The organism is Micromonospora sp. NPDC004704 (genome assembly GCF_053601675.1).
On sequence record NZ_JBSGCD010000027.1, the window covers coordinates 1 to 26,754 of the forward strand.

At 70.6% G+C, this 26,754-nt stretch carries 23 protein-coding genes; 10 read left to right on the forward strand and 13 right to left on the reverse strand.

Annotated features, from left to right (window positions below; genetic code table 11):
- Positions 1–149: 149 nt before the first annotated feature.
- Entirely contained in the window at positions 150–1,526 is a 1,377-nt protein-coding gene (locus ACWEFB_RS28430) for an ABC transporter substrate-binding protein (RefSeq protein WP_452290255.1), read from the reverse strand.
- 468 nt (positions 1,527–1,994) lie between these two features.
- Here ACWEFB_RS28430 and ACWEFB_RS28435 point away from each other — a divergent pair, with 468 nt between their 5' ends.
- From ACWEFB_RS28435 to ACWEFB_RS28460, 6 genes are all read left to right on the forward strand, one after another.
- Positions 1,995–4,394, forward strand: coding sequence for a discoidin domain-containing protein (locus ACWEFB_RS28435; protein WP_452290257.1), 2,400 nt, complete (start codon positions 1,995–1,997; stop codon positions 4,392–4,394).
- Between the two features lie 95 nt (positions 4,395–4,489).
- The gene (locus ACWEFB_RS28440) at positions 4,490–5,530 is read left to right on the forward strand and encodes an RNA polymerase subunit sigma-70 (RefSeq protein WP_452290259.1); all 1,041 of its coding nucleotides are present in this window, start codon (positions 4,490–4,492) and stop codon (positions 5,528–5,530) included.
- Positions 5,527–5,979 (forward strand): DUF6069 family protein, encoded by a 453-nt coding sequence (locus tag ACWEFB_RS28445; protein ID WP_452290261.1) that lies wholly within the window; start codon positions 5,527–5,529, stop codon positions 5,977–5,979. The genes ACWEFB_RS28440 and ACWEFB_RS28445 overlap by 4 nt, the downstream gene beginning before the upstream one ends.
- 64 nt (positions 5,980–6,043) lie before the next feature.
- Positions 6,044–6,877: an ABC transporter ATP-binding protein gene (locus ACWEFB_RS28450; protein ID WP_452290263.1), complete on the forward strand. Its 834-nt coding sequence runs from the start codon at positions 6,044–6,046 to the stop codon at positions 6,875–6,877.
- Between the two features lie 9 nt (positions 6,878–6,886).
- Positions 6,887–7,648, forward strand: coding sequence for an ABC transporter permease (locus tag ACWEFB_RS28455; protein WP_452290265.1), 762 nt, complete (start codon positions 6,887–6,889; stop codon positions 7,646–7,648).
- 31 nt (positions 7,649–7,679) lie between these two features.
- Positions 7,680–8,450: a MerR family transcriptional regulator gene (locus tag ACWEFB_RS28460; RefSeq protein WP_452290267.1), complete on the forward strand. Its 771-nt coding sequence runs from the start codon at positions 7,680–7,682 to the stop codon at positions 8,448–8,450.
- Between the two features lie 60 nt (positions 8,451–8,510).
- Here ACWEFB_RS28460 and trpA read toward each other — a convergent pair whose 3' ends face one another.
- The 5 genes from trpA to ACWEFB_RS28485 form a co-directional block, all read right to left on the reverse strand.
- Positions 8,511–9,305 carry a tryptophan synthase subunit alpha gene (trpA, locus tag ACWEFB_RS28465; protein WP_326558858.1) on the reverse strand — a complete coding sequence of 265 codons (795 nt, stop codon included), beginning with the start codon at positions 9,303–9,305 and terminating at the stop codon, positions 8,511–8,513.
- Positions 9,302–10,618, reverse strand: a complete 1,317-nt coding sequence (gene trpB / locus ACWEFB_RS28470) for a tryptophan synthase subunit beta (RefSeq protein WP_452290270.1) — start codon at positions 10,616–10,618, stop codon at positions 9,302–9,304. Before trpB ends, trpA begins: the two co-directional genes overlap by 4 nt.
- Before the next feature lie 132 nt (positions 10,619–10,750).
- A complete protein-coding gene (locus tag ACWEFB_RS28475) occupies positions 10,751–11,032 on the reverse strand; it encodes a DUF6295 family protein (RefSeq protein ID WP_326558856.1) in 282 nt (93 codons plus the stop codon).
- Between the two features lie 10 nt (positions 11,033–11,042).
- Positions 11,043–11,786, reverse strand: a complete 744-nt coding sequence (locus ACWEFB_RS28480) for a dienelactone hydrolase family protein (protein WP_452290272.1) — start codon at positions 11,784–11,786, stop codon at positions 11,043–11,045.
- Between the two features lie 147 nt (positions 11,787–11,933).
- Positions 11,934–12,650 carry a DUF981 family protein gene (locus ACWEFB_RS28485; protein ID WP_452290274.1) on the reverse strand — a complete coding sequence of 239 codons (717 nt, stop codon included), beginning with the start codon at positions 12,648–12,650 and terminating at the stop codon, positions 11,934–11,936.
- Positions 12,651–13,085: 435 nt separating this feature from the next.
- On the opposite strand from ACWEFB_RS28485, the gene ACWEFB_RS28490 reads away from it, so the two are divergent.
- On the forward strand, positions 13,086–13,940 hold the full coding sequence (locus tag ACWEFB_RS28490; protein WP_452290276.1) for a PhzF family phenazine biosynthesis protein: 855 nt from the start codon (positions 13,086–13,088) through the stop codon (positions 13,938–13,940).
- On the opposite strand, the gene ACWEFB_RS28495 is transcribed toward ACWEFB_RS28490, so the two are convergent.
- Positions 13,937–15,142 (reverse strand): CaiB/BaiF CoA transferase family protein, encoded by a 1,206-nt coding sequence (locus ACWEFB_RS28495; RefSeq protein ID WP_452290278.1) that lies wholly within the window; start codon positions 15,140–15,142, stop codon positions 13,937–13,939. The genes ACWEFB_RS28490 and ACWEFB_RS28495 overlap by 4 nt on opposite strands.
- 65 nt (positions 15,143–15,207) lie before the next feature.
- On the opposite strand from ACWEFB_RS28495, the gene ACWEFB_RS28500 reads away from it, so the two are divergent.
- Positions 15,208–16,443: a low temperature requirement protein A gene (locus ACWEFB_RS28500; protein ID WP_452290280.1), complete on the forward strand. Its 1,236-nt coding sequence runs from the start codon at positions 15,208–15,210 to the stop codon at positions 16,441–16,443.
- Between the two features lie 11 nt (positions 16,444–16,454).
- Here the strand turns inward: ACWEFB_RS28500 and ACWEFB_RS28505 are convergent, their stop codons facing one another.
- Entirely contained in the window at positions 16,455–17,444 is a 990-nt protein-coding gene (locus tag ACWEFB_RS28505; RefSeq protein ID WP_452290282.1) for a Bug family tripartite tricarboxylate transporter substrate binding protein, read from the reverse strand.
- A 240-nt stretch (positions 17,445–17,684) separates the two neighbouring features.
- Between ACWEFB_RS28505 and ACWEFB_RS28510 the strand changes: the two genes are divergently transcribed.
- Both ACWEFB_RS28510 and ACWEFB_RS28515 read left to right on the forward strand, forming a co-directional pair.
- Entirely contained in the window at positions 17,685–19,244 is a 1,560-nt protein-coding gene (locus tag ACWEFB_RS28510; protein ID WP_452290284.1) for an ATP-binding protein, read from the forward strand.
- On the forward strand, positions 19,241–19,918 hold the full coding sequence (locus ACWEFB_RS28515; RefSeq protein WP_452290286.1) for a response regulator: 678 nt from the start codon (positions 19,241–19,243) through the stop codon (positions 19,916–19,918). The genes ACWEFB_RS28510 and ACWEFB_RS28515 overlap by 4 nt, the downstream gene beginning before the upstream one ends.
- Positions 19,919–19,930: 12 nt before the next feature.
- Here the strand turns inward: ACWEFB_RS28515 and ACWEFB_RS28520 are convergent, their stop codons facing one another.
- The 5 genes from ACWEFB_RS28520 to ACWEFB_RS28540 all read right to left on the reverse strand — a co-directional run bounded on the left by ACWEFB_RS28520 (position 19,931) and on the right by ACWEFB_RS28540 (position 26,750).
- Positions 19,931–21,481, reverse strand: a complete 1,551-nt coding sequence (locus tag ACWEFB_RS28520) for a tripartite tricarboxylate transporter permease (protein ID WP_452290288.1) — start codon at positions 21,479–21,481, stop codon at positions 19,931–19,933.
- Positions 21,478–22,134, reverse strand: coding sequence for a tripartite tricarboxylate transporter TctB family protein (locus tag ACWEFB_RS28525; protein ID WP_452290290.1), 657 nt, complete (start codon positions 22,132–22,134; stop codon positions 21,478–21,480). Before ACWEFB_RS28525 ends, ACWEFB_RS28520 begins: the two co-directional genes overlap by 4 nt.
- A gap of 32 nt (positions 22,135–22,166) precedes the next feature.
- Positions 22,167–23,249 (reverse strand): Bug family tripartite tricarboxylate transporter substrate binding protein, encoded by a 1,083-nt coding sequence (locus ACWEFB_RS28530; protein ID WP_326558845.1) that lies wholly within the window; start codon positions 23,247–23,249, stop codon positions 22,167–22,169.
- Positions 23,250–23,504: 255 nt separating this feature from the next.
- Positions 23,505–23,849 (reverse strand): C40 family peptidase, encoded by a 345-nt coding sequence (locus tag ACWEFB_RS28535; protein WP_326558844.1) that lies wholly within the window; start codon positions 23,847–23,849, stop codon positions 23,505–23,507.
- A gap of 798 nt (positions 23,850–24,647) precedes the next feature.
- On the reverse strand, positions 24,648–26,750 hold the full coding sequence (locus ACWEFB_RS28540; protein ID WP_452290293.1) for an alpha-galactosidase: 2,103 nt from the start codon (positions 26,748–26,750) through the stop codon (positions 24,648–24,650).
- Positions 26,751–26,754: the final 4 nt, after the last annotated feature.

Consider the following 26,754-nt stretch of genomic DNA (forward strand, 5'->3'; position numbering starts at 1 on the left):
GCGCCCGGTGCCCCCGCCGCCAACCCCCACCCGCCCCGCCCGCCGCCCCCCCCGCCCGGCCCGGCGGGTGCGGCGGCGTTGCCGTTGGGACGGCCCGGCGCCGGGCCGTCCCAACGGGTCGATCGTGTTCAGGATGGCCACGGTGCGTCCTAGCCGGACTTCTGCCACATGGCCGTGATCACCTTGTCGAGCTGTGCGGCGGTCGCCGCCGGGTCGGTCTCGCCGAGCGGGGAGAACTTGACCAGCGGGTCGCCGACCTGGACCTCGTCGTAGTCCGGCGGCCGGAAGCCCTTGTTGGCGGCGTCATAGGTTGCCTCCGGTGGCCCGGTGAAGTACTGCTGCAACGCGGCGAGCTTCGGCCCGAGCAGGGCGGCGGCCTCGGCGCCGAGGTCGGTCGCCGGCAGGTCCAGCGACGCCTTGGCGAACGCGCCCGACCCTTCCGGGGAGGTCAGGTGGTCGATCCACTTGACCGCCGCCGCCCGGTTCTTGGTCTGGGAGCTGACCGACAGACCGGTCAGGGCCAGCGGGGCGAGCCGCAGGTCGGTGACCTTGCCGCCGGTCGCGGGTGGGATCGGGAAGGTGACCAGGTTCTCCGCCGGCATCCCGTTCTGGGCCAGGAAGGCGAGGGTGAAGGTGCCGCCGACGTTGAACGCGGACTTGCCCTGGGCGAACGCGATGTCCGCCTCGTCGATGCCCAGTGCGCTCACCCCGGCGATCCAGTGTGGCTTGAGCTGCTGGTAGAGCTGGAGCGTACGGATCCCGTCCGGGCTGGCGAAGCCCTGCGCGGGGTCCTTGTCGAACAGCGCCTCGAACCCGGCCTGGCCGAGGTACGCGAAGGCGAGCTGCTCGTAGATCCAGTTGAAGCCGGTCTGGCTCACCTTCAGGCCCAGCGACAGGCCGCCCTGCTTCGGGTCGGCGGCACCGGTCGCCTCGAGGTAGCCGATGAACTCCTCCCAGGTGCGCGGCGGCTTGTCCGGGTCGAGCCCGGCGGCCTTCATCTTCTCCCGGTTGCCGTAGACGATGCCGAAGGTGCCGGCGGTGAACGGCACGCTGAACAGGCTGCCGACCTTGGCGTCCTTGACCTCTTCCTGCTCGGCCCGGCGCTTCTCGGTGACCAGGCCGGCCGCCCGGGTGTTGGGCAGGAACCGTTGCAGCGCCGACTCCGGGAAGTCGGGGGCGAGGTCGCCGAGCAGTCCGGCGCCGCCGATCCGCAGGTCCTCGCCACCGGCGTGCAGTTCGAAGACGTCCGGGAGGTCGCCGGTCTGCGCGGCGCTCTGGATCTTGCTGGTGAAGACGTCGTCCGGCGTGTACGCCTCGACCTTGACGGTGATCCCGGTCTTGGTCTTGAACTCCGTGGCGACCTGTTGCAGGGCCGCGACGTGGGTGTTCTTGAAGGTCCACATGGTCACCGACTGGTCGGTCGAGTCGGCGTTGTCGTCGTTGCCGCAGGCGGTCATGCCGAGTGCCAGCGTCGCCGCGGCGACACCGGCGAACATCCGGCGGCGGGCCGCCGATGATCTGCTCATGGTCACGGTCTGCTCCCCAGGAAGACGGGTGGGTCGGGCGGGTGGGTCACCTTCCTCGCGCGCCAGTCATCCGAGCTATCCCGCTGGCCAGGGCGGCCCGCATCGCGGCGATCCGGTGTATTAGCCCTGGCCAAGGCGGGTAGGCATCCGATGTTTATCGCAGGTTACGAGCATCATGCCGAAGAAACAAGACGTGGGTAAATATTCATCGACGTTGCGCCCCCGGCATCGCGGGCCGCCGGTGGGCGCCTACGAGGGACGGTGATGGTCGTGATTTTGCTCCACCCCGTCCAGATGTTTCATACATCGATCCTTGTATTGCGGTCATGTGAACAAAGCTGGCAGGATGACCGTGATCGGCCCGTGGGGCGGAGCCCCGCGGCCGGCACCCTCGGCGCGCGCCTGTCTCACCCTCGCCCCGGTACGACGCGGTACCGATCCCGCTCCTTCACGAAAGGGAGTGCACCCATGGCAGTCTCCCGCCGCAGGTTCATGTCATCGGTCGTGGCCGGCTCGGCGCTGGCCGCGGTATCCACGTCAGAGCTGCTCGCCGCCGCCGCCCGGCCGGCGTACGCGGCCAGCCCGCCCGGCGACGTCGTCGGCAAGATCTCCGTGGGTTACCAGGGCTGGTTCTCCGCCCCCGGCGACGGGGCGCCGATCGGCGGCTGGTGGCACTGGAGCCGCGACCGGTTCCAGTCCCCGTCGCCGAGCAACACCACTATCGTGTCCTGGCCGGACAACCGCGAGTACATCCGGACCTACAACACCGCGTACCCCAACCTCGGCAACGGCCAGCCGGCGGCGCTGTTCTCCTCCTACGACCAGCAGACCGTCGACACCCACTTCCGGTGGATGCAGGAACACAACTGCGACACCGCCGCCCTGCAACGCTTCAACCCGTTCGGCGACGAGGGCCCGACCCGCGACGCCATGGCGGTCAAGGTCCGCGGCGCGGCGGAACGTTTCAGCCGCAAGTTCTACATCATGTACGACGTCACGAGCTGGACGAACTTCCAGTCAGAGTTGAAAACCGACTGGACCACGAAGATGTCCGCCCTCACCGCGTCACCGGCGTACGCGCGGCAGAACGGCAAGCCGGTGGTCTGCATCTGGGGCTTCGGCTTCAACGACAGCGGACGGCCGTTCCCGCCGGCACCCTGCCTCGAGGTCATCAACTGGTTCAAGGCCCAGGGCTGCTACGTGATCGGCGGGGTGCCGACCTACTGGCGTACCGGGGTGAACGACTCCCGGCCCGGCTTCCTCGACGTCTACCACGCCTTCAACATGATTTCGCCGTGGATGGTCGGCCGGACCGGCACCCTGGACGGGCTGGACTGGTTCTACAACAACGTCAACGTCCCCGACCAGGCCGACTGCAACGCCCACGGGATCGACTACCAACCCTGCGTCATGCCCGGCGACCTGTCCTCCGGGCACCGTTACCACGGCGACTTCTACTGGCGACACCTCTACAACATGATCCGGGTCGGCGCACAGGGCCTCTACGTCTCCATGTTCGACGAGTACAACGAGGGCAACCAGATCGCCAAAACCGCCGAGAGCGCCGCCTGGGTGCCGGCCGGGACCGGCATCCGCGCCCTCGACGAGGACGGCACGGCCTGCTCCTCCGACTACTACCTGCGGATCACCGCCGACGGTGGCCGGATGCTCAAGGGGCAGCTCGCCCTCACCCCGGTCCGCCCGACCCAGCCGGTAGTCGGCGGTGGTCCCGGCCCCGGACCGATCAACCTCGCCGCCGGCAAGCCGACCACCGCCAGCAGCCAGAACGGCCCGTACCCGCCGGGGAACGCGGTGGACGGCAACCCGTCCACCTACTGGGAGAGCAGCGGGAGCCTGCCGCAGTGGTTCCAGGTCGACCTCGGTGCCGCCGCAGGCGTCAACCGGGTGGTGCTGCGGCTGCCGACCGGTTGGGAGAGCCGTACCCAGACCATCACCGTGCAGGGCAGCACCAACGGGTCGACCTTCTCCACCGTCGTCGGCCCCACCGGTTACCTGTTCAACCCCGGCACCGGCAACACGGTCACCGTCAACTTCGCCACCGCCAACCTCCGGTACCTGCGGCTCACCGTCTCCGCCAACACCGGCTGGCCGGCAGCGCAGTTCTCCCAGGTGGAGGTGTACGGCGGCGTCATCAGCGAGCCGGGCACCCCGCCGAGCGCACCGGGCGGGCTGAACGTCACCGCCAAGACCGCCACCAGTGTCTCGCTCGCCTGGACCGCCTCCGTCGACGACATCGGGGTGACCGGCTACCAGGTACGCCAGGGCGGCACCGTGGTCGGCTCGCCGAGCGGTACGTCGTACACGGTGGGTGGGTTGAGCCCGGCCACCGCGTACAGTTTCTCGGTGGTCGCGCTGGACGCGGCGAACAACGTCTCGCCGCCGTCGAACACGGTGTCCGTCACCACCGACGCGGCCCCGCCGCCCACCACGAACCTGGCGGCGAACCGGCCCACCGCCGAAAGCGGGCACGTCCAGGTCTACGGCTCGTCGAACGTGGTCGACGGCAACCCGAACACCTACTGGGAAAGCCCCAGCAACGCCTTCCCGCAGTGGGTGCAGGTCGACCTCGGTGCGGCGGCCCCGGTCCGCCGGGTCGTGCTGAAGCTGCCGCCGTCATCGGCCTGGGCGACCCGCAACCAGACCGTCACCGTGCAGGGCAGCACCAACGGCTCGACCTTCACGTCCGTCGCCGGCCCGAGCAGCGTCACCTTCAACCCCGCCAGCGGCAACACCGCGACCGTCCCGCTCCCCGCGACCACCGCCCGGTACGTCCGCGTGGTCTTCACCGCCAACACCGGCTGGCCCGCCGCCCAGCTCTCCGAGTTGGAGGTCTACGCCACCGTCTGACCCCACGCCGCGTGCCGGCCGACCCTGGTGATGAGTTTTTCCGCCCGCACCCGTCATACCTACGACGGGACATGACGAGGCGGAAGGATGACGTGATGGGTGCGGACACACGGCTGGAGGACCTGGGCGTGAGCGGTCTGGGAGTGGGCGGCCTGGGCGGGCGCGGTTTGGGCGAGGTCGACGAGCGGGCGTTCTCGGGGTTGGCGGAGCGGCACCGGCGGGAGCTGCACGTGCACTGCTACCGGATGCTCGGGTCGTTCGAGGACGCCGAGGACACCGTGCAGGAGACGTTCCTGCGTGCCTGGCGGCGGCGGGAGACCTTCGAGGGGCGGTCGACGTTCCGGGCCTGGTTGTACCGGATCGCCACCAACGCCTGCCTGGACCTGCTCGCCAGGTGCCGCCCGGAGCCTGCGACCGGCGGCGAGGTGCTGTGGTTGCAGCCCTACCCGGACCGGCTGCTCGACGAGTTGCCCGCGGGCGACGCGGACGAGCCGGAGAGCGTCGCCGTCGCGCGGGAGACGATCGAGCTGGCGTACCTGGTGGCGGTCCAGCATCTCGCGCCGCGCCCGCGGGCGGTGCTGATCCTGCGGGACGTGCTCGGGTGGCCGGCGAAGGACGTCGCGGAGCTCCTCGGAGACTCCGTCAACTCCGTGAACAGTGCCCTGCAGCGGGCCCGCGCCGGGATGCGGGAGCACCTGCCCGCCGAGCGGCAGGACTGGACCGGCGGCGAGGAGGACGCCGGGACGCGTGAGCTGGTACGCCGCTTCACCGACGCCAGCGTGGCCACGGACGTCAACGGGCTCGCCGCACTGTTGCGGGACGACGTCCGCTGCTCGATGCCGCCCACGCCGGGCCTGTGCGTCGGCCGTGACGCGGTGGTGAACGACTGGATCGCGGACGGCTTCGAGGACCTGGGGCACCTGCGCGCCGTCCCCACCGCCGTGAACCGGCAGCCCACCGTCGCCTTCTACCTGTGGCAGGAGCAGGAGGGCGCGTACCTGCCGCTGACGATCGACGTTCTGCGCGTCACCGGCGGGGCGATCACCGAGATCGTCACGTTCCACGACGACCAGTTCCCGCGGCTCGGGCTGCCGGAACGCCTGCCGGCGCTCGGCACGGAGGGAGGACCGGCATGAGCAGCATGGATGACACCGGGGTCGTCGTGGGCCCGGCATCGGGCCGGACCAGGCGCACTCACCGGCTCGGCGGGCTCGCCGGCACGGGCTTCGTCGCCACGCTCGCGGCGATGCTGACCACCACCCTCGCCGCCGCGCTTGCCCGGGCCGTCGGCGTCGACTTCGAGATCCCCGATGGTGGCGAGACGATCCCGTTGTCCGGGTTCGCCGTGGTGACCGGAGTCTTCTCGATCGTGGGCGTCGTCATTGCCGTCGTCCTTCTTCGTTGGAGCGCCCGCCCCGCCGAGCGATTCGTGTGGACGGCGGTGTCGCTGACCGCGATCTCGTTGGTCCCGCCCCTTCTCGTCGGGGCAAACGCCGCGACCACCACCGCGCTGCTCGCGCTACACCTCGTCCCTGCGGCGGTGATGATCCCCACGCTGACACGGAGCCTCCGCAGCCGGACCTGAGCAGACGACCTGACCTGCTTCCGGGGTTGACCCTGACGCAGCGTCAACCCCGCATGCTGGCGTCATGTCCAGAGATGTTCAGACAACGATCGAGCAAATTCGCGGGCCTGTGATCCAGGTCCAGGGCCTGGAGAAGTCATACAAGGATCTGCACGTGCTGCGCGGCGTGGACTTCGACGTGGCGCGGGGGAGCATTTTCGCCCTGCTCGGCTCGAACGGGGCGGGCAAGACCACGGTCGTGAGAATCCTGTCCACGCTGCTCAAGCCGGACGCGGGGACGGCCGCCGTGAACGGGTTCGATGTCGCCACGCAGGCGGCGAGCGTGCGGGAGTCCATCAGCCTGACGGGACAGTTCGCGGCCGTCGACGAGATCCTCAGCGGGCGGGAGAACCTGGTGCTGGTCGCTCGGTTGCGGCATCTCAGGGAACCGGGCCGGATCGCGGATGACCTGCTTGCCCGCTTCTCGCTGACCGACGCGGCCACCCGGAAGGCGTCGACGTACTCGGGGGGCATGCGCCGCCGGCTCGACATCGCGATGAGCCTCATCGGGAACCCGCCTGTGATATTCCTCGACGAACCGACGACCGGGCTCGACCCACAGGCGCGTCTCGAGGTGTGGCAGGCCGTCCGGGAACTCGCCGGGCAGGGCACGACGGTGCTGCTCACCACGCAGTACCTCGACGAGGCCGAACAGCTCGCGGACCGGATCGCGGTCCTGCACCGGGGGCGCATCATCGCCAACGGCACCCTCGCCGAGCTCAAGCAACTGCTCCCGCCCGCCACCGTCGAGTACGTCGAGAAGCAGCCGACCCTCGAGGACGTCTTCCTCGCCATCGTCGGTGATCACGGCACTGACAGCAGGGTAGGCGCCGCCAGCCCCGACGGCACGAACAACTGAGGACCCTCGATGACCAAGCATTTCTTCGGCGACACCGCCGTTCTGCTGGGGCGGTCCCTGCGCCACATCAGCCGCAGCCCGGACACCATCATCACGACCGCGATCATGCCGATCGCATTCATGTTGCTGTTCGTCTACGTGTTCGGCGGTGCGATCCAGACCGGGTCGGGCAGGTACGTGAACTACCTGCTGCCCGGCATCCTGCTCATCACGGTCGCCTCGGGAATCGCCTATACCGCATTTCGCCTCTTCCTGGACATGAAGGGCGGCATCTTCGAGCGGTTCCAGTCCATGCCGATCGCACGCTCGTCCGTGCTGTGGGCGCACGTGCTGACCTCGCTGATCGCCAACCTGATCTCGCTGGTGGTGGTTGTCCTGGTCGCCCTCGTCATGGGCTTCCGGTCCGGAGCCGGCGTGCTGAGCTGGCTGGCGGTCACCGGCATCACGATGCTGTTCACGCTGGCCCTGACGTGGCTCGCCGTCATCCCGGGCCTGACCGCGAAGACGGTGGACGGCGCGAGTGCGTTCTCCTATCCGCTCATCTTCCTGCCGTTCGTCAGCTCGGCTTTCGTACCGACGGAGAGCATGCCCGGCCCCGTACGCGCGTTCGCTGAGAACCAGCCCGTGACGTCCATCGTCAACACGATTCGGGGCCTGTTCGCCGGGCAGCAGGTCGGCGGGGACGTCTGGATCGCCCTCGCCTGGTGTGCCGGCCTCCTCGTCGTCGCGTACGGCGTCGCCATGGCCATCTACCGGCGCAGGATCAGTTGAGAATGCGTCCTCCTGGTGCAGGCATGAAGCCATGCTGACGATCGGACAGCTGGCGTCCTACGCCGGGGTGACCATCCGTGCGGTGCGGCACTACCACCAGATCGGACTGCTTCGGGAGCCGGAGCGCGACGCCTCCGGCTACCGGACGTACGACGTGGTCGAGGTCGTGCGGCTCATCCGGATCCGGACCCTGGCCGAGGCCGGCGTCCCACTGGCCCGGGTCCGGGAGCTGCTCGACGCCGACCCCGAGACGTTTGCCGCCGCGACCGCCGAGGTTGACCGGCAGTTGCGTACGCGGATCCGCGCGCTGCAGGAGCACCGGCGGCGGATCGCGCGGCTGGGCTCCGGCGATACCCTGGCGGTCCCCGAGGAGGTGGTCGACTACCTGGACCGCCTGCGTGCCAACGGAGCGCCGACCGCCCTCATCGAGGCTGAACGCGACGCGTGGATCCTGATGGCGGCACGACGACCGGAAGTGATCCCGGTGGTGATAGCCGAGAAGGTGGCCCAACTGGCCGACCCGAAAGTCCTCCGGCTCTACCGGCTCATCGCGCGGATCGCCGAGAACTGGAAGGACGAAGAGTTGCTGCGCGAGACCGCCGACCTGATGAGCGAGCTGTTCGAGGAGGCCGCGGCCAACGGGGACCTGGACCGGCAGGACGAGGTCACGCCCGACGCGGCGTTCGTCGGCCTGATGGACTCGTTCGCCGAGGCCTCCCATCCTGCCGTCGCGCGGCTGCGGGAGTTGATCGCCGAGCGTGGTTGGACCGGCTGGACCCGGGTAGCGAAGCGGGAGCCCTGAGGCCGCATGACGGGGTCGAAGGGCGGTGGATCACCGACCTTCGACCCCACGTGCGAGGGGTCAGGCCGAGCGGACGCCCTCGGCCAGGTCCCTGGCGACGGCTTCCACGGCGGCGATGCCGGACTGGCGGTCGGGCGCGTCGATCAGGGCGCGGACGAAGGCCGAGCCGACGATGACGCCGTCGGCGAAGGCGGCGACCTGCGCGGCCTGGACCCCGTTGCTGACCCCGAGCCCGACACAGACCGGTACGTCGGTGACCGCCTTCACCCGTTCGACCAGGTCCCGTGCGCCCGCACCGACGGAGTTGCGCTCACCGGTCACGCCCATCAACGACGCCGCGTAGACAAAACCGCGCGACGCGTTCGCCGTCATCGCCAGCCGCTGCGGGGTGGAGGTCAGCGCCACCAGGTAGACCCGGTCCAGGTCGTGCGCGTCCGAGGCCTCCTGCCACTGCGCGGCCTCGTCCGGAATCAGGTCCGGCGTGATCAGCCCCGAGCCGCCCGCGGCGGCCAGGTCCGTGGCGAACCGGTCCACGCCGTACCGGTCGACCAGGTTCCAGTACGTCATCACCAGCGCCGGCGCACCGGCGTCGACCACCCCGCGTACGGCGGTGAACGCGTCCCCGGTCTGCGTACCGGCCGCGAGTGCCGCCTCGGTGGCCCGCTGGATCACCGGACCGTCCATCAGTGGATCCGAGTACGGCAGGCCCACCTCGACGATGTCCACCCCACCGGCCACCATCGCCCGCATCGCGGCAACGGAGGTCTCGACGTCGGGGAAACCCACCGGGAGGTAACCGATCAGTGCGGCGCGGCCCTCGGCCCGAGCCTTCTCGATGGTCGTACGGACGGTCACTTGGCCGCGTCCTCTCCGTGCGCCGCGTCGGCCGACCCGGCCGGTGCGGAGGTGGCGTCCGGCGCGGGCGCGCCGTCCAGCAGACCGAAGTAGCGGGCGGCGGTGTCGACGTCCTTGTCACCGCGACCGGAGAGGTTGACCAGGATGACCCCGTCCGGACCGAGCCGGCGCCCCTCGCGGAGCGCACCGGCCAGCGCGTGCGCGCTCTCGATCGCCGGGATGATCCCCTCGGTACGGGAGAGCAGCAGGAACGCCTCCATCGCGTCCGCGTCGGTCACCGCCTCGTAGCGCCCCCGGCCGATCTCGTGCAGCCAGGAGTGCCCCGGACCGACGCCCGGATAGTCGAGCCCGGCCGAGATCGAGTGGCTCTCCACGGTCTGGCCGAACTCGTCCTGGAGGATGAAGGAGCGGCTGCCGTGCAGCACTCCGGGCGCGCCGCCGCTGATCGCCGCCGCGTGCCGGCCGGTGTCGACGCCGTCGCCGCCCGCCTCGAACCCGGCCAGTTCGACCTCGGCGTCGTCGAGGAAGGCCTGGAAGATCCCGATCGCGTTCGACCCGCCGCCGACGCAGGCGCAGATGACGTCGGGTAGCCGGCCGACCAGGTCGAGCACCTGCTGCCGGGCCTCGATCCCGATGATCTTCTGGAAGTCGCGGACCATCGACGGGAACGGGTGCGGTCCGGCCACCGAACCGATCAGGTAGTGCGTGTTGTGCACGTTGGTGACCCAGTCGCGCATGGCCTCGTTCATCGCGTCCTTGAGTGTGCGCGAGCCCGCCGTGACCGGGATGACGGTGGCGCCCAGCAACCGCATCCGGGCCACGTTCAGCGCCTGTCGCCGGGTGTCCTCCTCGCCCATGTAGATCACGGCTTCAAGGCCGAGCAGGGCGGCGGCGGTCGCGGTGGCGACCCCGTGCTGACCGGCGCCGGTCTCGGCGATCACCCGGGTCTTGCCCATCCGTACGGTCAGCAGCGCCTGACCCAGGACGTTGTTGATCTTGTGTGATCCGGTGTGGTTCAGATCCTCGCGCTTGAGGATGATCCGGGCACCACCGGCGTGCTGGCCGAACCTCGGCGCCTCGGTCAGGATGCTCGGCCGGCCGGAGTAGCTGCGGTGCAGCTCGTCGAGCTGGGCGACAAATTCCGGATCCACCAGTGCCGTGGTGTACGCGGCGTCCAGCTCCTCCAGCGCCGCGATCAGCGCCTCGGGCACGAACCGCCCACCGAACCGACCGAAGTACGGCCCGGTCTGCGCGGAGAGCGGGGCGGCGGTAGCCGCGGGATCCTGTGCGGTGTTGTCGACAGTCTGGGTCACCGGGTCCTCATCAGTTCGGATCAATAGGTCGCGATCAGCGCGGATCGTCCGGTCGCGGCGGCGAGGCCTGCGGAAAAGCTTACTTTCCGCGTTGCGTCGCTCCGCCGCACCGGATCCGACCCTTCCCGAGGATCAGGACGCCGGACGCGGCGCGCTGGCCAGTCCGGGCGGGGCACTGGCCAGTGCCGCCTGGATCGCGGCGATCAGGGCCAGCGCCGACTCCTCGGTCAACTCCACCGCCACCCGGGCGCCCGGACCGGCGGCCGGATTCACCAGATCGATGTTCACGGTGTGCTCGTACGGGGCGTGCACGGGGTGGTCGACGTACACGGTGGCGCCGGTGAGACCGAACCAGCCGGTCGGGCCCTTGCCGCTGCCGTCGATCTCGATCTTCTCGGTGACGTAGGTGCACATGTCCGGCTCCTCAGGCGCTCAGGTAGCGGTCGAACCAGGTGAAGATCTTCTGCCAGCCGTCGACCGCCGCCTGGGGGCGGTAGCTGGGCCGGTCGACGGCGAAGAACGCGTGCCCGGCGTTCTCGTACGTGTGGAACTCGAAGGTCTTGCCGAGCCGGGTCAGCTCCCGCTCCAGCTCCTCGGTCTGCTCCGGCGACGGGTACTTGTCCTCCGCGCCGAACAGCCCGAGCAGCGGGGCGGAGAGCCGGTCGGCCATGCCCAGCAGCGGCTGGAACGTCGCCGGCATGCCCTCCGGGGGCGTACCGACGACAAACGCGCCGTAGCAGTCGACCGCGGCGTCGAGCGGCAACTGGCAGGCGGCCAGGAACGACTGCCGGCCCCCGGAGCAGTGCCCGATCACGCCGACCTTGCCGTTGCTTGACGTCAGCCCCCGCAGGTACGCCGCCGCGCCGGCCACGTCACCGACCAGCCGTACGTCCGGCACCCCGCCATTGGCGCGGGCGGCGGCGGCCGCGTCGTCCGGGCTCGCGCCGGGCGCCTCCCGGCTGTACAGGTTCGGGCAGACGGCCAGGTAACCGTGGTGGGCGAGGCGACGGGTCATCTCCTTGGTCGCCTCGTCGTAGCCGGGCATGTGGTGGATCACCACCACCGCGCCGTACGGGCCGGGGCCCAGCGGGCGGGCCAGATAGGCCTCGATCTCGTCCCCGTCCGCCCCGGCGAGGGTGACCGTCTCCGCGAGCATCGCGTCGTACATGGTGGCTCCCGATTTCCGCGTATTCGCCGTACCTTGGCCGGTATTCCGGCCCGGATTCGGCCAGCTTAGATCAGCTAGATCAACCGATCCTGGGGGCCTCCGGGCGAACCCGGCGGCCCCCGGGCGTTTACGCGGGGTCGGTGCCACTCACCACCGGTAGTCGGCGCCCTCGGTGCCGAGGTTGATCAACATTCCGGTGTGGGTGTAGAAGTTCATCGCGCTGAACAGGGCGAATCCGAAACCGGCGACGGTCCAGCACCAGTAGAGGATGAGCCAGGCGACCCGGCCGTTGCCGCGTACGGCGATGGGAAAGAGCAGACAGCCGATCGCGGCGGGGCCGTACAGCAGCAGGGCGAAGAAGAGGTTCTCCACCATCGGCCAGTCGTGCAGCAGCCCGGTGATCGGTTCCTCCGCCGGCGCGGCGCCGACGACGTTGAACCGGATGATGGCCAGGGTGCACCAGACCAGGATGACGCCGAGCCAGAACACCACCCAGCTCACCGGGGCGAGCACCGCCCGCAGCGCCACCGGGTCCAGTTCCTCGCCGTCCGGCCGCCGGCCGAGATACCAGGCGGCGGCCAGCAGGATGACGCCCAGCAGCAGGGTCGGCTCGCCGAAGATCGTGTCGATGTAGTCCTTGGCGGGGGCGGAGGGATGCCAGACCGTCGTGACGAAGCCGAGCGAGGTGAGGACAAATCCGAGGATGCCGAACGTCGCCGCCCAGCCGCTCGGGCTGACCGGCTGGTTGCCGAGCAGCAGCAGCGGGGGGCGTTCACCCCGGACCACCGCCCAGAAGCGCGGTACGAGGAGCAGAGCGATGCCGGCGCAAGCGCCCATCAGGGTGTTGAAGAGGATCAGCCGCATGGTGTCTCTCCTTAGGCGTGCGGCGAGAACTGCCATCGTGGTGCCGTCCGAACCGAACTTGTCGCGGTAGGGAAGGAGGCTGACGCGGATGGGAGCCGACTGCCGTGGGGCGGGTGTCACCAGGGCTGCGGATGGGTGCCTACGGAGGGGTTCGGGGTTGACTCGTGATCGGTGATCTGCCTGCCCGCGGTCGTCGTCCGGCGACCGCCGGCATCGGTTGGGAGTGACCACCGACGGCCCCCGATACATTCAAGTTTGTCAACAATCCGGGGTGTGTTCGCAGCGTAGACGATGAGTGAAAATGAACCATTCTCGTACTCACCGGCATCGGCGGCGCGAGCAGGGGATCCTTGCCGGTTGCCGGGCGGGTCCGTCGAGCCAGCGGACGGCGATTGGCCGTGGTCGCTCCCGTACCCCGCGCGTAGGGTCGCGATCATGGAAATCCAGCGGTACGCCGCCTTCAGCACCAGCCCGAGCGGCGGAAACCCGGCCGGGGTTGTGCTCGACGCGACCGGCGTGGACGGTGCCGAGATGCTCCGGGTGGCCGCCGAGGTGGGCTACTCCGAGACCGCCTTCCTGCTGCCACGCGGAGACGACCACTTCGACATCCGCTACTTCAGCCCGCTGGCGGAGGTGCCGTTCTGCGGCCACGCCACCATCGCCACCGCCGCCGCGTACGCCCAACGGCACGGCACCGGACGGATGCACCTCGACACCCGCGCCGGTCGGGTCGACGTGACCACCGCCGTCGCCCCGGACGGTACGACCACCGCGACGTTGATCAGCGTCGCCCCGCGTACCGATCCGATCGACGCCACCGACCTCGCCGAACTGCTCGCGGCCCTGCGCTGGGATCCGGCCGACCTCGACCCGACCCTGCCGCCACGGGTCGCGTACGCCGGTGCCCGGCACCCGGTGATCGCGGCGGCGACCCGGCAGCGGCTCGCCGACCTGGACTACGACCTGCCCACGCTGGCCGCCCTGATGGCACGCCACGACTGGACCACGATCGACCTGGTCTGGCGGGAGTCGACGGAGGTGTTCCACGCGCGCAACCCGTTCCCGCCGGGCGGGGTGTTCGAGGATCCAGCCACCGGTGCCGCCGCGGCCGCGTTCGGCGGTTACCTGCGCGAGTTGGGGCTGGTCACCGTGCCCGCGATGGTCACCGTCTACCAGGGCGCCGACCTCGGCCGCCCCAGCGTGCTCACGGTCGGCATCCCCGCGGACCCCACCTCCGGGATCGCCGTCACCGGCACCGCCGTACCGCTGCCCAGCCCCTTGCCGAGCTAGGCGACCGTCCGGGCCTCGCGCAGGTGGGCGATGGCGGTGGGGTGCAGGCCCAGGTCGGTGAGGATCTCGTCGGTGTGTTCGCCGGGGTGCGGCGGCGGGCGGCGGATAGCGCCGGGCGTACGGCTGAACCGGGGGGCCGGAGCGGGCTGGACGGCACCGGCGTGGGTGGCGAACACCCCGCGCGCGGCCAGGTGCGGATGCTCCGGCGCCTCGTCCCAGTCGAGCACCGGGGCGACACAGGCGTCGCCGTGTTCCAGCAGCGCGGCCCACTCGTCCCGGGTCCGGCTGCGGAACAGTTCCGCCCAGGCCGCCCGGTCGACCGCCCAGGAATCCGGATCGAACCGGTCCTGCCCGGTCCCGGACGCCGACCGGAAGCCGGTACGGGCGACAAGCTCGGCGTAGAACCGCGGCTCCAGCGCACCGACGGCAACGAACCGGCCATCGGCGCACTCGTACGTGTCGTAGAAGGGTGCCCCGCCGTCGAGCAGGTTCGCGCCCCGCTCGTTGCGCCACATCCCGAGCCCGCGCAACCCGTGCAGGGCGGTCGAGAGCAGGGTGGCGCCGTCGACGATGGCGGCGTCGACCACCTGCCCGGCACCGCCGGCCCGTACGTCGAGCAGGGCGCAGACCACCCCGAAGGCGAGCATCATCCCGCCGCCACCGAAGTCGCCGATCAGGTTGAGCGGCGGCACCGGCCGTTCGTCGGCCCGGCCGATGGCGTGCAGGATCCCGGTCGGCGCGAGATAGGTGAGGTCGTGTCCGGCGTACCCGGCGTTCGGACCGTCCTGCCCCCAGCCGGTCATCCGCCCGTAGACCAGCCGCGGGTTCACCCCGTGACAGTCGGCCGGACCGAGGCCGAGCCGCTCGGTCACCCCCGGACGGAACCCCTCCAGCAGTACGTCGCTGCCACGCACCAGGTCGAGTACGAGTTCCCGGGCGCCGTCGGCCTTCAGGTCCACGCCGATCGAGCGCCGCCCCCGGTTGAGCACGTCCGGATGCGGGGTGCCGAACCGCTCCGGGTGCACGTCGGCGGCCCGGTCCACCCGGATCACGTCGGCGCCCATGTCGGCCAGCATCATCGCGGCGAACGGGCCCGGCCCGATCCCGGCGAGTTCCACCACCTTTACGCCGCGCAGCGGACCTCCGGCCGTGCCGTCGGGTCGACCCTCGGACGGATCGACGGACGGGTCTCGTTCGGGCATCCCGCCACGATAGTGATCTGATCGCTCCGGCTCCGGCGACGCACCGTGATCGGTATGTTGATTCGGTGCGGCAGCGGCAGTCGGACAAGGGGGTGACCTGGGAGGAACTCTTCTTCGATCTGGCCTTCGTCTTCGCGGTCACCCAGATCACCGCCGAACTGTTCCGCGACCACGACCTGCTGGGTGTCGCCCAGGCGCTGATCCTGTTCATCTCGATGTACTGGGCGTGGGTCGGCGTCACCATCTACGCCAACCAGCGCGACATCGGCAACGTCCGCGACCGGGTGGTCATCTTCACGCTCGGCTTCGGCAACCTCGTCCTGGCCCTCGCCATCCCCGGCGCGTTCGACGACCGCGGGCTGCTCTACGGGGTCAGCTACCTGATCATCCGAGCGCTGCTCGCCGGCTTCGCGCTCAACAACTTCCGGGAGTGGCGGGGCTTCTTCATCGGCCCGTACGGGGTCGGTGCGGTGATCTCCGGGCCGTTGCTGCTGATCGGCGGCATCGTCGACGGCAACGCCCGGATCCTGCTCTGGGCGACCGCCTCCGCGATCGACATCTTCAGCCCGCTGGTGCTGCGCCGGCAACTGGCCAGGTTCCGGGTCCGGCCCGTGCACTACACCCACCGGTACGGACTGCTGCTCATCCTCGTGCTCGGCGAATCGGTGGTGCAGGTCGGCGCGGTCGCCTCCAGCCTGCCGTTGACCTGGTACCGGATCCTCGCGGTCGCCGGGTCGTACGCGCTCGCCTGCGGGCTCTGGTGGGCCTACTTCATCCACGGTCTGTGGGCGTTCCGCCGGGCCGTGGTCCAGTCCGAGGGGAGCAGCGACGTACGGCGGGCCATCCTGCTCTACGCGCACCTGGGGTTCAGTTGCGGGATCATCGTCATCTCCGTCGGCCTGGCGGAGGTGGTCCGGACACCGGAGACCGGGATGCGGATGGGGGACGCCGCGCTGCTCTACGGCGGATCCGCCCTGTTCCTCGGCACCTTCGCCTACACCCACTGGCGACTGCACCGGACCGTGGCCTGGCGTCGGCTGCTGGCCGCCGGTGCCTGCCTGTTCTTCTTCCCCGTCGCCACGGTGATTCCCTCCCTGGCGGCGCTGGTCACCCTGGCCGCCGTGATCATCGTGGTGAACGTGGTGGAGCAGGCGATCCTGCGCCGGCACGGTGCCGGCCGGTTCTCCGGCATCGGTCCCTACCGCCCGGACAGCGTCGAGTCCGAGGACGACCAGGGCATGCGGATCGGGCCGGGCAGAGAGGATGACACCACCGACGACGGTCCGGTGGTGAGCGACTGACCGGTCAGCTCTCAGCCGGTGCGGGTGCCCGTGAGGCCGAGCCCGCCCAGCAGGTGGTCGAGCCGGTCGTTCTCCGTACGCAGGAAGTCGCCGAAGGCGTCGCCGTCCAGATAGGCGTCGGTCCAGCCGTACCTGGTCAGGGCGGTCCGCCACTGCGCCGAGTCGTGCAACCGGGCGACCGCGTCCCGCATCGCCAGCACGTCGCGCTCGGCCAGTCCGGGCGGGGCGACGATGCCCCGCCAGTTGCTGAACACCACGTCGACCCCCTGCTCCCGCAGGGTCGGGGCGAGGATGCCGGGGATCCGGTGTTCACTGGTGACGGCGAGGACCCGTAGCTGCCCGGAGGTGACCTGGTCGGCGTACTCGCTCAACCCGGAGACACCGAAGGCGACCTGGTGGTGCAGGATCGCCGCGAGCAGGTCGCCGCCACCGTCGTACTGCCGGTAGGAGACCCTGCGGGGTGGGATGCCGACGGCGTCCGCGACCAGCATCGGGGCCAGGTGGTCCGGGCCGCCGGCCGAGGACCCGCCACCGACCGGTACGGCCGCCGGGTCCGCCCGCCAGGCCGCGATCAGCTCGGCCAGGTCCCGGTACGGCGACTCGCGGGTGACCACCACGATCGCCGGCTCCTCGATCAGCCGGGCGATCGGCGTGGTGTCCTGGAGCGTCACCTGGGCGGTTCCGGTGTACTGGCTGCCGACCACCCCGAGCCCCATCAGCATCATCAGCCGGCCGTTGCCGCGCTCGTAACCCAGCCGTCGCAGCCCGACCACGCCCCCGCCGCCGGGCAGGTTGAACACCTCCACCCCGCGGATCACCCCGGCGTCCTCGAGGGCCTTCGCGGCGATCCGGGCGGTGACGTCGTAGCCGCTGCCCGGCGCGTTGGGCACCAGCACCCGCAGTTCGGACAGTTCACCGGCGGGCCGCCCGGTGCCGCACCCCGGTACGCCGACCAGCAGCATGGCGAGGCCGAACACGACCGAGCGCTTCAGCCGTCGCATTTCGGTCCTCCTCTGCCGGTTCGTCCCGCCGGTGAGCCGTCCGGTGCGGATACCTGACCTCCGGCGGAGGTACCTGACGATCCTGCTCGTCCGACGGCCGGTTGTCACCAGCCGGGCCTCGGGTAGTTTGCGGTTGACTCCGGCGCCGGTCGGGCGGACGCTTCCCACCACGCCCATCCGGGTCCGGCCCAGCCCGTCCCGGCATCGTGTGCGTGCCCGACCCCCGGCGGAGGAGGAGCGATGCGTCAGCGGATGTCCCTGGCCGGCCAGTTCCTGCTGCTCCAGCTCGGCATCGTGCTGCTGGTGGTCGGCGCGGTCGCGGCGGTGTCGATCGCCGAGTCCGACGCCGCGTTCCGGCGCGAGGAGGGCGCCCGGCTGCGGTCGGTGGGGGAGAACGCGGCGATCAACCGTACGGTGCGGCTGGGGCTCGGCGACCCGACCGGACAGGAGGCGCTGGCCTCGGTCGCGGAGAGCGCCCGAGCGGTTTCCGGTGCCTCGTACGTGCTGATCACCGACGCCACCGGCAAACTCGTCACCGGCCCGGACGCGGGCACACCCGCGGTGCTGGGCACCAGCGACGGGCTTGCCGGCCGGTCCTGGGTCGGTGTGGTCGACGACGGGTCCAAGGCGCTGGTCGCGCACGTGCCTGTACTCGACGAGCGGGACGGTGGTTTCCTCGGTCTGATCGTGGTCGGCCACGTCTACCCCACGCTGCCCGAACAGCTCGCCGCCGGGGTCACCAACCTGCTCACCTACCTGCTGCTCGGCGGGGTGCTCGGGGTGGCCGGGTCGCTGCTGCTGGCCCGTCGGGTGAAACGGCAGACGCTGGGCCTGGAACCCGACGAGATCACCGGCCTGGTCGAGCACCGGGAGGCGATGCTGCACGGCATCAAGGAAGGTGTGCTCGGCACTGACGCCGCCGACCGGGTCACCCTGGTCAACGACGAGGCCGTACGCCTGCTCGGGCTGCCGGCCTCGCCGGTCGGGCAGTCGCTGCACGCCCAGCCGATGGAGCCCCGGCTGCGGGACGTACTCACCGGGCGGGTCAGCGGGGTGGACCAGATAGTGCTCAGCGACGACCGGGTGCTGGTGCTCAACCGCCGGCCGGTGCTGGTCCGGGGGCGCCGGGTCGGTTCGGTGACGACCCTGCGGGACCGGACCGAGCTGACCGCGCTGCGCCGCGAACTCGACGTCAGCCGGCACACCACCGACACCCTCCGGGCCCAGGCGCACGAGTTCAGCAACCGGCTGCACACCATCGCCGGGCTGGTGGAGCTGGGCGAGCACGACGAGGTGGTCCGCTACATCACCCGGGCCAGCCAGGTGCACGAGGCGCTCAACCGGGACGTGACCAGCCTGATCCGGGATCCGGCGCTGGCCGCCCTGCTGATCGCGAAGGCGAGCCTCGCCGCCGAGCAGGGTGTGCAACTGGTGATCGCCGCCGACTCGGACCTCCCGGTGGTCGACGAACGGCTCGCCGGTGACCTCGTCACGGTGATCGGCAACCTGATCGACAACGCGCTGGACGCGATCGAGCCGGGCGGCCGGGTGGAGGCGGGGGTACGGGTGCACGACGGCGAGGTCCACGTGACGGTCAGCGACTCCGGGCCGGGCGTACCGGAGGAACTGGTCGAGGAGGTGTTCCGGCAGGGCTACAGCACCAAGGACGAGGCCCTGGGCCACCACGGGCTCGGCCTGGCCCTGATCCGGCTGATCTGCCAGCACCGGGGCGGCAGCGTGCAGGTACGCGGGTCGTCGTTCGTGGCCCGGCTGCCGCTGGTGGTAGGGGTGTCGGCATGATCCGGGTGCTGGTGGTCGACGACGACTTCATGGTGGCGAAGGTGCAGTGCGGGTTCGTTGCCCGGGTGCCGGGCTTCGCCGTCGTCGGGGTGGCGCACACCGGTGCCGAGGCGCTCGCCGAGGTGGACCGGCTCCGGCCGGACCTGGTCCTGCTCGACATCTACCTGCCGGACGTCTCCGGCCTGGAGGTGCTGCGCCGGTTGCGCGAGGGGGACGCGGTGGTGGACGTACTCGCGGTGACCGCGGCTCGGGACGTCAACACCATCCGGACCGCGTTGCGCAGCGGCGTGGTCCACTACCTGATCAAGCCGTTCAGCTTCGACGCCCTGCGCGACCGGCTGGAGCGGTACGCGGTCGCCCACCACGGGCTCGCCGGGTCCCGCGAGGTCGCCCAGGACGACGTCGACCGGCTCTTCGTGGCGCTCCGCCCGGCACCACCGGTCGAGTTGCCGAAGGGGCTGACCCGACCCACCGCCGACCTGGTCGCCGAGGCGCTCCGGAAGGCCGACGGCGACCTGTCGGCCACCGAGTGCGCCGAGCGGGTCGGGCTGTCCCGGGTCAGCACCCGCCGCTACCTGGAGCACTTCGTCGGTACGGGCAAGGCCGGGGTGAGCCTGCGGTACGGCTCCGCCGGCCGACCGGAACGTCGTTACCGGTGGACCGGCGGAGCCTGAGGCGGTGCCGTCTCAGTCGTCCTCGCCGAAGGCCAGGCGCTGCACCGATCTGGCCGACCTGCCCCGCAGCCGAGCGATGATCCTCGGCAGGTACGGGACCACCACCGCCAGGACCACCAGCGACAGCAGTACGGCGGTCAGCGGGCGGGTGACGAAGACGCTCAGGTCCCCGTTGCTGAGCACGAGGGTGCGGCGGAACTGCAGTTCCATCATCGGGCCGAGGATGGCGCCGAGGATGACCGGTGCGATCGGGAAGTCGTAGTGCCGCATGAAGAACCCGATCACCCCGATCCCGTACGCGATCAGCACCTGGGTGATGTCGTTCGAGGCGGCGTACACACCGAGGGTGGCGAAGACCAGGATGCCCGCGTACAGCAGCGGGCGGGGGATCTGGAGCACCTTCACCCAGAGCCGGATCAGCGGCAGGTTCAGCGCCAACAGCAGCACGTTGCCGACGTAGAGCGACGCGATCAGCGCCCAGACCAGCTCCGGTGACTTGTCGAACAACTGCGGGCCGGGTTGCAGGTTGAAGATCTGGAACGCGGCCAGCATCACCGCCGCCGTGGCCGAGGTCGGAATACCCAGGGTCAACAGCGGCACGAGTACGCCGGAGAACGCGGCGTTGTTCGCCGCCTCCGGACCGGCCACCCCCTCGATCGCACCCTTGCCGAACTCCGCCTTGTTCTTCGAGCGGTACTTCTCGAAGGTGTACGAGAGGAAGGTGGGGATGTCGGCGCCACCGGCCGGCAGGGCGCCGAACGGGAAGCCGACCGCGGTGCCGCGCAGCCACGGGCGCCAGGACCGGGACCAGTCCGACCGGCTGAGCCAGCCGAAGCCGCCCCGACCCGGCTCCAGCGGGGTGACGTGTTCGGGGAGCTGCCGCAGCCGGCTCGCCACATAGAGCGTCTCGCCGATGGCGAACAGCCCGACGATGATCACCACGACGTCGATGCCGTCGAGCAGTTCCAGGGTGCCGAAGCTGAACCGGGCCTGGCCGGTGAGCCCGTCGAGCCCGACCAGGCCGAGGAAGAGTCCCAGGCTGAGCGAGAGCAGCCCCCGTACCAGGGAACGGCCGACCAGTGCGGTGACCGCGACCATGGCCAGCAGGGCCAGGGCGAAGTAGTCCGCCGCCCGGAACTCGACCGCCAGCGCGGCCACCGGCCGCGCGAAGAGGGTGAGCAGCAGGGTGGAGATGGTCCCGGCGACGAACGAGCCGATCGCCGCGGTGGCCAGGGCGGCGCGGGCCCGACCCCGTCTGGCCATCTGGTAACCCTCGATGGCGGTGGCCACCGAGGCGGACTCACCCGGGGTGTTCAGCAGGATGCTGGTGGTCGAGCCGCCGTACATGGCGCCGTAGTAGATCCCGGCGAACATGATGAACGTCCCGATGGGGTCGTCCAGGCTGAACGTGACCGGCAGCAGCAGGGCGATGGTCAGCGCCGGACCGATGCCGGGAAGCACCCCGACGAAGGTGCCGAGGGTGACCCCGATCGCGGCGTAGAGCAGGTACTGCGGCTCCAGCACGGTGCCGAAGCCGCTGAGCAGGTCTCCGAAGACGTTCACAGCGGCAACACTCCGGACGGCAGTGAGATCTCGAGCAGTTGGGTGAAGCCGAGATAGATGGCGAGGACCAGGGGCACCGCCACCAGCACGTCCCGGACCGAGTGGTGGCTGCCGAGGATCCGGGCGGCGGCGACGAAGAAGACCGCCGAGGCGATCACGAAGCCGACCGGGTCGAGGACGAACACGTAACCGAGCAGCGCCACGCCGAGCAGGACCGGGGTGAGCCACTGCACCGGCCCGGTCGCCTCGGTCTCGTCGACCAGCTCCGTACCGTCGGGCAGGTTCGTACCGTCGGCCGGTTCCGTACCGGCGCCCGGTTCCCTGTCGGCCGGAGCGGTTCCGTCGGCCGGTGCCGGCTCGCGGACCGTTTCCGATCGGAGCGCCGGATCCACGGCGTCGGTCGATTCCACTGTGGTCGGGGTGGCGTCGGCCGAGCCTGCCGGGCGGACGAACTGGCCGACCAGGTACCAGGCGGACAGGACCACCCAGCCGGCCGTCACCACCAGTGGCGCCAGCCATGGTCCGTCCGCCGAGAAGTCGCCCTCGGCCGAGTCGTACGCGGTCCAGGCGAGGAACAGTCCCACCGCCAGCAGGACGGCGCCGAGGATCCGGGGTCCCCACGGCGCCCGGGGGAGGGCGACCCGCGGGTCCACCCTCCCCTGTGCGTCAGTTGTCGGCAGAGCCATTAACCGGCCAGGCCGATCTCGCTGAGGACCGTGGTGATCCGGGTGTTCTCGCTCTCGAAGTACGCCTTGGCCTCGTCCCCGCTGCGGTAGAAGTCCTCCCACTTCTGGTCGGTGAGGGTCTGCTTCCACTGCGCCGAGGAGTGCAGGTCGTCGATCAGCTTGATGATGGCGGCCCGCTCACCGGCCTTGATCCCGGGTGGCGCCACCAGCCCGCGCCAGTTCATCAGCTCCACGTCGTACCCGGATTCCTTGATCGTCGGGGTCGGCTTGCCGGCGCCGACGTCGATGCCGGTCGGACCGGAGACCGCGAGAGCGCGCAGCTTGCCGGCCGCGACCAGGTCGGAGTACTCGCTCGCGCCGGAGACGGCCGCGGTCAGGTCACCGGAGAGCAGCGCCGCCTTGGACTCGCCGCCGCCGGAGTAGGCGATGTACTTCATCGCCTTGGGGTCCGCGCCGGCCGCCTTGGCGAGCAGGCCCACCAGGATCTGGTCGGTGCCCCCGGCCGAACCGCCACCCCAGTTGATCGACGAGGGGTTCGACTTCGCGTCGGCCATGAGCTGTTGCAGGGTGGTGTACTTCGAGTCGGTCGGGACGACGATCACCTCCTGCTCGGCGGTGAGCGTGGCGATCGGCGTGACCTGGCTCAGCTTGACCGGCGACTTGTTGGTCACCACGCCGCCGATCATCACCAGACCGGTGACCATGAGCTGGTGCGAGTCACCCTTGTTCTTCGTGACGAGCTGGGACAGGCCGAGGGTGCCACCGGCGCCGGGCACGTTGTAGACCTCGACCGACTCGGTGACCAGCTTGCTGTCGGTCAGCGCCTTCTGCAGCGACCGCGCGGTGCTGTCCCAACCGCCACCCGGTGCGGCCGGTGCCATCAGCTCCAGGGTGCTGGTCGGGTACTTCACCGCCGCGTCCGAGCCGGCGTCGTCGCCGTCCTTGGCGCAGCCGACGGTCCCGAGAGCCAGCAGCGGTACGCACACCAGCGCGGCGGCACGGCGCCGGACCGCCGATCCACGGCCGGGTGAGTACGGGCCGCCACGGGATCGGAGTCCCGCCGTGCCTCGAACGTCTGTCATCGTTGTCTCCTCGGCCGGGATCGGCATCTGTTGCCGCAGCGTTTCCACTGGGTTGCGTAGATGCTTCCGGTCCGAGTGACTCGGGTCACGATTGCGGTCGCGGAGTTCGTTGTGGTCTTTGTGGTCGTGGCGGGCTCACCGGAGCACCGGCGCCCGCCACTCCTGGTATCACGGGCCGGGAACGGGGTGGTGCCCGGAGCAGCACTGCTCCGGGCACCACGTGTTGGTCCGTCTTGCCGATCGGCCTACCGGGCTTTACAGGAACCGGTACGCGGTTCCGCCCCGGACCGTGCCGATCCGTACCCCCGTGCTGGGCTTCGTCGCCGCGACCATCCTGTTGTTGCCCAGGTAGATGGCCACGTGACCGGGTGTGTAGATGACGTCTCCGGGCATCCACTGCCCGGCTGGGACACGCCGGCCGCGGCTGGCGATCGCTCCGCTCTGGTGCGGCAACTTGATGCCGACCCGGGCGTAGCTTGCCGCGACCAGGCCACTGCAGTCGAAACTGTTCGGGCCGGACGCTCCGTAGACGTAGCGCTTGCCCACCTGGGCCAGCGCGTACGAGACGACCGTTCCGGCGGCGCCGGACGGGGGTTTCACCGTGGTGCCCGGCTTCGGGGTGCCGGTTGACTTCTTCCGCGCCGGCGCGGTGGAGGTTGTGCTCTTCGGCGTGCTGGCGGTGCCCCTGCTGGGGGTCTTCGCCTTCTCCTTGGTCGCCTTCGCCTTCGGTGGCGTCGTCGCCGTGGCCGTCGGTGTGGCGGGGAGTGCCGGTGGAATCCTGGGTAGCCGGTCCGCGCGATCGGCGCGTTCGGCGGCGAGCAGTCGGGCCTCGGCTGAGGCCTCCAGAGCGGCGCTGGTCTCGACTGTCGAGCGTTCTTCCGGTTCGGGTCGGGCCCCGATGGCTGCCGGCGGGAGCCAGAGGGCGGTGACGGTCAGGACGGTGGTACCAGCTGCGAATCGGTGCAGCGGATGCCGTACGTTCAGGATCGCTCCAATGTCGGCCCGGTGCTCACATGCGTATCTCGGGCGGTGCGGCCTGAACTGCCGGCCACAGGCCCGAAGTACCGGGCAAAGCGGTATGGAAGTGTTCCGGCCGCGATGGGGGCCGTTCCGGACGCTAGGCGCTCACGCCGTGGATCGCCTGTTGGCGTGAGCCGATTCACCCGTACCAACGACTAGTTCGACAGAACGTCGCGGATTCCTGCCCGATTGCCGTCTCAAACCACCTATATTGGTTCCTATTCGGGCAATCCTCAAGGGACACGCCCGGAAATTCGCGATCAAAATGGCTCGGCCATTCGGCGCCCGGCCGATCGCGAGCGTTTCTCTCGTTCCGGCACGAGGGTACGAGTGGGCAAGGGCTCCCACCCGTACGGGAGGGAGCCCTTGCCGACCCGGTCAGACGCGCCGGAGGACGGCCAGTTCGGCGTCGTGGGTCGCGGTCCAGTGCACCGGAAGGCCCACCGCCTGCAGATGACTGCCGGAGTAGTGCCGCTCGTCGTGCCGGTAGCGGGCTGCCGGGTCGAGCCCGCTCAGGGGCAACCGGACCGCGCGGGACGGCAGCAGGCCCGCGCCGTCGAGCCGGCCGGTGTGCCAGGCCAGCACCACAACCGTGCCCCCGTCGGGGGAGGTGTACTGCACCGCGCAGCGGGACCGGTCCGGCCCGCCGACCAGGTGCACGGTGCCGTGCATGACGATCTCGCGGATCTCCTTGTAGCGGGCGATCCAGGCGGCGGCCTCCGTACGCTGCTCGGGACTCCAGTGCCGGATGTCGGCCCCGATGCCGAGCACCCCGGCCATCGCCAGCACGAACCGGAACGCCAGCGACCGGGGACGCGGATCGAACAGTCCGGGTGAGTCGGTCACCCACGAGCTGAGCAGGTGCGGCGCGTTGGCGTGCAGGAAGCCGTACTGGATCGCCAGCCGGTCCAGTGGGCCGGTGTTGTCGCTCGGCCAGAACACATCGGACAGTGCCGCCATCGCCAGGTCGGTACGCGCACCGCCACCGGCGCACGCCTCGATCACCACGTGCGGGTGGTCCCGGCGCAGGTCCCGGTAGATCCGGTGCAGGTTCGCCACGTGGGCCCCGTCCAGGTCCACCCGACCACCCGCGCCGCCCCGGCCCGGTTCCGTACGCGGCCGGTTGAAGTCCCACTTCAGGTAGCTGATGTCGTGCCGGCGCAGCAGACCGTCCACGGTGGAGTGGACGAACTCGGCGACCTCGGGCCGGCCGAGGTCGAGCAGGTACTGGTTGCGGACCGGGGTGATCGGCCGACCGTCGATCGCGTACACCCAGTCGGGGTGTTCGGCGTAGAGCTTCGAGCGGGGGCTGACACACTCCGGTTCGACCCAGAGCCCGAAGTTCAGGCCCAGCGCGCGTACCTCTTTCACGAAGTTGTCGAAGCCGGCCGGGAACTTGGCCGGATCCGGGGTCCAGTCGCCCAGCCCGCCGTGGTCGTCCGGGCGCCCGACGAACCACCCGTCGTCGACCACGAACGTCTCCACGCCCAGGTCGGCCGCGATCCGGGCCAGCGCGAGCTGGTTGTCCGCGTCGACCGCGAAGTAGGTCGCCTCCCACGAGTTGTAGAGCACCGGCCGGGGTGAGAGCCGCTCGCCCGCGAGTTGACGCTGGTAGGTGTGCCAGACCCGGGCCAGCCCGTCCAACCCGTCCGGGCTGTAGGCACCGGCGGCGACCGGGAGGGTGAGGCTGGCACCGGCGGGCAGGTCCAGCGGACCGTCGGGCAGGTTCCGGCCGACCCGTACCCGGGTCAGGCCACCGGTGTCCCGGTCGGCGGTGATCTCCCACGAACCGGTCCAGGCCAGCGCCATGCCCCAGGTCGACCCGTCCGGGTCGGCGGTGTCCCGGACAGCGAGCCACGGTACGTAGAGGTGTCCCGGCACACCCTGGGCGCTGCCGATGGTGAAGCCCCCGTGGCCGAGATCGACGTGGTCGAGCTGGAACTCCTGGGCCCACTGCCCCCACTGGTAGCTCAGCCGGGCGCCGTGCGGGGTGGGCACGCAGAACCCGGCCGAGCCGGCCCGGACCAGTCGCAGCGGCGCGGGGCCGTCGTTGGTCAGCTCGACCCACCGGCGTACGACATCGGTGCCGGCCGGTATCTCGTAGCGGATCACCGCGCGCAGCCCGGTGACGGGGTCGGCGAAGCCGACGGCGAGTTGCCGCTGGTCGGCGTCGGCCTCGGTGTGGCTCCACCGCCAGGAGACCCGCCGGTCGCCGGTGGCCGTCTCGACCACGAGATCCGGGCCGGTGAACGGGCGGTTGGCGTCGGTGGCGTACTCGATCGGGGCGGCGTCCCCGGCGGTGAGGAACGGGGTCGGTCCGTCGTAGCCGACGGGGGAGGGGCCGTCGCTGACGCCGTGCGGACCCCAGGCGACGAGTTCGAGCCAGCGTCCGTGCTCCGGCACCTCCGGCACCGCCACGGTGTACTCCGTGCTCGCCCCCCGTAGCGTCCACACCCGCCGGGTCTGATCACCGCGGCTCATCGGG